The organism is Gemmatimonas sp. (assembly GCF_031426495.1).
GTDB lineage: Bacteria > Gemmatimonadota > Gemmatimonadetes > Gemmatimonadales > Gemmatimonadaceae > Gemmatimonas.
This window is the reverse complement of the sequence record NZ_JANPLK010000053.1, coordinates 1-5,384: the sequence shown is the minus strand read 5'-3', so window position 1 is coordinate 5,384 and position 5,384 is coordinate 1. Positions and strand designations below refer to the sequence as shown.

4 protein-coding genes are annotated in these 5,384 nt (G+C 63.8%); all 4 read left to right on the top strand.

Annotated features, from left to right (window positions below; translation table 11 throughout):
• Window positions 1-2,400, top strand: a 2,400-nt coding sequence (locus tag RMP10_RS14270; RefSeq protein WP_310570882.1) for a protein kinase, incomplete at its 5' end; no start/stop codon positions are given.
• A gap of 145 nt (window positions 2,401-2,545) precedes the next feature.
• Complete coding sequence (locus RMP10_RS14265) at window positions 2,546-2,956, top strand: nuclear transport factor 2 family protein (protein WP_310570881.1); 411 nt, start codon at window positions 2,546-2,548, stop codon at window positions 2,954-2,956.
• Between the two features lie 136 nt (window positions 2,957-3,092).
• Complete coding sequence (locus RMP10_RS14260) at window positions 3,093-4,361, top strand: ATP-binding protein (protein ID WP_310570880.1); 1,269 nt, start codon at window positions 3,093-3,095, stop codon at window positions 4,359-4,361.
• A partial coding sequence (locus RMP10_RS14255; protein ID WP_310570879.1) for a serine/threonine-protein kinase occupies window positions 4,358-5,384 on the top strand: 1,027 nt, incomplete at its 3' end. The genes RMP10_RS14260 and RMP10_RS14255, both read left to right, overlap by 4 nt.

The window sequence follows — 5,384 nt, the reverse complement described above, 5'->3', positions numbered from 1 at the left end:
GTCGATGGCACGGTGTTCTATGTCATGCCGTTCGTGGAGGGCGAAACCCTTCGCGACCGCCTGGTGCGAGAAAAGCAACTGCCGATTGCAGAAGCCGTTCGCATCGCGCGTGAAACCGCCAGCGCACTGGACTACGCGCATCGGCGCGGCGTAGTGCATCGCGATATCAAGCCGGAAAACATTCTGCTCCAGGACGGGCGAGTCATCGTCGCGGATTTCGGCATCGCGCTGGCGGCCAACAAGGCAGACCGCGGAAGTCGGATGACCGAGACGGGAATGAGCCTCGGCACACCGCACTACATGAGTCCTGAGCAGGCGATGGGCGAGCGCGAGCTCGATGGGCGTTCCGACATCTACGCGCTTGGTTGCGTGCTATACGAAATGCTCGCCGGTGAGCCGCCGTTCACCGGCGCAACCACGCAGGCGATTGTAGCGCGGGTGCTCACGGTGCCCCCGGCGCCACTCACGCAAACGCGCAGCACTGTGCCGCCGCACGTCGAGCAGGCGGTGATGGTGGCGGTGCAGAAGCTGCCGGATGATCGTTTCACGACGGCATCGGCATTTGCAGATGCATTGAGCGATGCGGGAAGCCTGTCGGTTGCCTCACGTCCACAACATGCGAATACGGCTCGCGTGCGCTCGTGGCGCGCGGCCGCGGCGTTTGTTGGCGTGATCGCCATTGCTGCCATGGCATGGTGGGCCGGACGCTCGGGGTCCGGTCCGACAGTGCGCGAGTGGTCGTCGTTCACGCAGCTCACCGACGCGTCGGGCGTTGAATCCAGCCCGAGCATCACGCCGGATGGCGAGTCGTTCGCGTATTCCAGCAATGCGCGCGGCACCTACGACATTCAGGTACAGCGCGTCGGTGGTCGCAATCCAGTGCTGGTCGCAGGCGACACGACGCGCGATGAGTTGTCTCCCGCATACTCGCCCGACGGGAAGCAGATCGCGTACGCGCTGGGTGAAGGTGGCATCTTCGTGGTTGGCGCAACAGGCGAGTCGCCCCGTCGTCTCACGAGCATAGGCACGAATCCGACGTGGTCGCCAGACGGACGACAGGTCGCATTCTCCACGGAAGTGTCCACCACGCCTTATCAGACTCTGGGCACGGGTCGGATTGGAATTGTGGATGTGGCGAGCGGCCAGACGCGAATGTTGCAGATGGCGGATTCGAATCAGCAGGCGCTTCAGCCAGCGTGGTCGCCATCCGGAGCCCGCATTGCATTCTGGACGGTGAAGGGCGGCCGACGCGATCTGGTGACGGTACGCGCCGATGGGAGTGCACTCGTGGAGGTGACGAGTGACGACGCCGTGGACTGGTCACCGGAGTGGGCTGCCGATGGGAGGTCGCTGTACTTCGCGAGTGATCGCGGGGGCACGATGGGAGTCTGGCGCATCACCGTCGACGAAGAATCCGGACGGCCGAGCGGTGCACCCGAATTCGTCATCGCCGGTGTCGATGTCGCGATGTCGATGCCGCGACTTTCTCGGGATGGCAACACGCTGATCTTCCGGTCCTCGATCGAATCCGTGAACCCGGCGCGAATCGATTTCGATGCCACTACGGGCCGCGCAGGCGCCACGACGCTGTTGCAACGCCGCACGGCGGTGCTGTCACCGTTCGATGTATCTCCCGACGGAAAGTGGCTCGCGCTCGTGAACGCGCCGGACCGGCAGCAGGACCTGTTCCTGATGCGCACGAATGGCAGCGAGCTCACTCGAGTGACGGACGATGCCGCCCGCGACTGGAACCCGCGCTTCACTCCGGATGGCAGCGCACTCACGTTCCATTCGAACTCTCGCGGCGTGTATGACGGGTGGTCGGTTCGGCTCGATGGCAGCGGGCGAACGCAGCTAACGGCCATCCCGTCCGAGATCGTGTACCCGGTGTTTGCGCCGGACGGCAAGCGGCTGCTCGTCAGCTCGCTGACGAACAACATGACATGGATCGGTACGGCGCCCTGGCCAATGACCCCAGGCAACAGCACGCCACTCGTCGTTCCAACGACGCCCATCGGGAGGATGGACAACACTCGGTGGTCGCCGGATGGACGATTCATTGCTGGCGGCATTGTTTCGCCGGCGGGTAACTACAAGGGCAATGCGGTGTTCGATGTGGCGACCGGCACGACGCGCGTGTTGAGCGACGATGCAGATGGGCCGGAGATGGCTTTCCTGCCCGGCAGCCGGAGCGTCGTGTACTTCACGCAGGCGGGTCGCCTGGTGATGCAGGATATCGAGACGCTGAGGCGGCGGGTAATCCTGGACAGCCTTCCGTATCCTGCTGACGTGATGCGGAGCATTGTCGCTGCACCCGATGGTCGCGCGCTGTATTACGGGGCGTATCAGACTGAAGCGAACATCTGGGTCGTTCGTCGCTCGGGTGCGGAGCGAAAGTGAGGACGACACTCAGCTTGGGAAACTCGCGGTCCTGCATGCGTCCCCTCCGGCATCACACATGACTCGCCGCCTCGCAATCAAATTCGCACGCGCAATCGCGCTCACGTTCGTCGTCAACGCGTGTGCGCCCAAGGAGAAGTCCGCCGTGAACGATTCCGTACTCAAGGAGTTCGCCACTCGCTACACCGCCGCCTGGTGCAGCCAGCAGGCCGCGAGCGTGGCAGCGCACTTCGCCGAGCGGGGCTCGCTGAAAATCAACGAGGGTGCGCCAGCGGTTGGGCGGGAGGCGATCACCGCGTCGGCGCAGGCGTTCATGACCGCGTTTCCGGACATGATCGTCGCGATGGACTCGCTCACCGCGAATGGCGAGCATCCGGTGTATCACTGGACACTCACCGGCACGAACACGGGCCCCGGCGGAACGGGCAAGGCGGTGCGCATCAGCGGGTACGAGGAGTGGACGATCGGCGCCGACGGCCTGATCGCCGCGTCGCTGGGGCACTACGACGAAGTGGAGTACGCGCGCCAGGTCAAAGCGGGCGTCGGCGCGCGGTGATTCAGTTCGCCCTTACACGCCGTCAGGCGCACGGTCGCTGCGGCCAATCGAACCAGGGCCGTCGCGGGCGTGTGACTCGTGCCTAGAATAGCTCAGTAATGTTGCAAAACGCACGTGACGCGTTAGATTTGCAACAATGATTGCTCGGCGGATCCTGGAAACGGTCGAACAGCGCCTAAGCCAAATGCCGGGTGTGGTGCTTCTCGGACCGCGCCAGGTGGGCAAAACGACGCTCGCACGATCCCTCGCGCGATCGAGAGCGCCTGAGGGATTGTACCTCGACTTGGAACGTGCAGCCGATCGTCGTCGGCTGACCGACGCCGACGCCTTTCTGCGCGACCAACCGCGCCGACTTGTGGTGCTCGACGAAATTCATCGCGCTCCAGAGCTCTTCGAGACGCTGCGTGGCATCATCGATGATCGACGCGCTGCCGGCGAACGAGCCGGGCACTTTCTGCTGCTTGGCTCGGCCTCACTCGATCTGATGCAGCAAACTTCGGAATCGCTCGCCGGTCGGGTGGCCCATGTCGAGATGATGCCGATCGACGTCAGTGAAATCGGCGAATCCGGCATCGTGGTCGACTCGCTCTGGCTCCGCGGTGGCTTTCCCGACAGCGTGACCGCACCTTCAGATCGTGAGAGCCTCGCGTGGCGACGCGATTTTCTTCGCAGTTACCTCGAGCGGGATGTGCCCATGTTCGCGCCGCGCCTACCCGCGGCGGCGGTTGGACGGTTGTGGGAGATGCTGGCCCACGGGCATGGCAGTTTGCTCAATCATGCGCGACTTGCATCCAGCCTGGGCGTCTCCTCGCCCGCCGTGGGTCGTTACATCGATTTGCTTGTGGATCTTCTGCTGGTGCGTCGGCTGCGTCCGTGGAGCGGAAATCTTGGCAAGCGCCTCGTACGCTCACCCAAGGTGTACGTGCGCGACGCCGGAGTGCTGCACGCCCTACTCGAGATTGAAACTGCGCACGCGCTGCTTGGTCACCCGATTGCCGGACCGAGTTGGGAGGGATTCGTGATCGAGAACCTTATTGCGGTCGCAGACGCTGGTCTCACGCCGTCATTCTTGCGCACAGCGCGCGGCGCAGAGATTGATCTGGTGTTTGAGCGTGGCGGTCGTGTCGAGTTCGCAATCGAAATCAAGCGTTCGACCGCCCCCACGGTGTCGCGGGGGTTTCGCGAGGGGTGCCACGATCTCTCACCGCGCGCTGCGTTCGTTGTGCACGGCGGCAGCGACGAGTGGCCGATGGGTGGCGACGTCACCGCGATTTCCTTGTCCGCGCTGATGCAACGACTGCGTGATGCTCGACTCGATGACGAACAACGACCAGTATCGGATGTGACTGCCGGTGGGCCAGCGTCGGCGGAAGTAGATTCTGCTCGTTTCAGCCCGCGTCGATGACCGATCTCCGCGCCGAACTGCAATCCACGCTTGGGTCCGGGTACACGCTCGAACGTGAACTCGGCGGCGGTGGCATGTCGCGCGTGTTCGTCGCGCGTGAGAACGCGCTCGGCCGCACGGTCGTCGTGAAAGTGATCGCGCCTGAGCTAGCCGAAGGCGTGAGCGCTGAACGTTTCGCGCGCGAAGTGAAACTCGCCGCACGATTGCAGCAGGCGAATATCGTGCCTGTGCTCAGTACCGGTAGCTCGGGATCGCTGCCCTACTACACGATGCCGTTCGTCACAGGTGAATCGCTGCGCGCACGAGTGGCTGCTGGTGCGCGGCTCACGGTGTCGCAAGCCGTCAGCATTTTGCGTGACGTTGCACGCGCGTTGGCGTACGCGCATACGCAGGGTGTCGTGCATCGCGACATCAAGCCGGAGAATATCTTGCTGTCCGGTGGCACGGCGGTGGTCACCGACTTTGGTATTGCGAAGGCGCTGAGTGCATCGCGCACGCACGACGGTCACGCGAACGCGGCGGCGAATACCATGCTGACGCAAGCCGGCGGTTCGATCGGCACGCCGGCGTACATGGCGCCCGAGCAAGCGATTGGCGCGGAGGTTGATCACCGCGCCGACATCTACGCCTGGGGCGTTGTGGCGTATGAACTGTTGTCGGGCACGCATCCGTTTGCTGGCAAGACGAACAGCGCGCAGATGATTGCTGCGCATCTCTCGGAAACACCGGCGTCGCTTACGCAGCGAAACGCCGATGTCTCCCCTTCACTTGGTGATCTCGTGCAGCGGTGCCTGGCCAAAGATGCCGCGCATCGTCCCGCCAACGCTGAAGAACTATTGCAGTCGTTGGATAGTGTTTCGACGCCGAGTGGAGTGACGGGGGCAAGTGCACGCCGTGGCACGACGGCTTCGCATGGCGGGCGACACAACAGCATGATGATCGCGGGCAGCGTGCTGGTGATCGCCGCGCTCGTCGCGGTCGTGGTGAAGCGCGACACCTTCCCGTCGGTATTCTCAGCGCGAT

What these genes read in the sequence shown, in the direction of transcription:
- RMP10_RS14260 (WP_310570880.1), top strand. Translation starts at nt 3,093, where the DNA reads ATGATTGCTCGGCGGATCCTGGAAACGGTCGAACAGCGCCTAAGCCAA.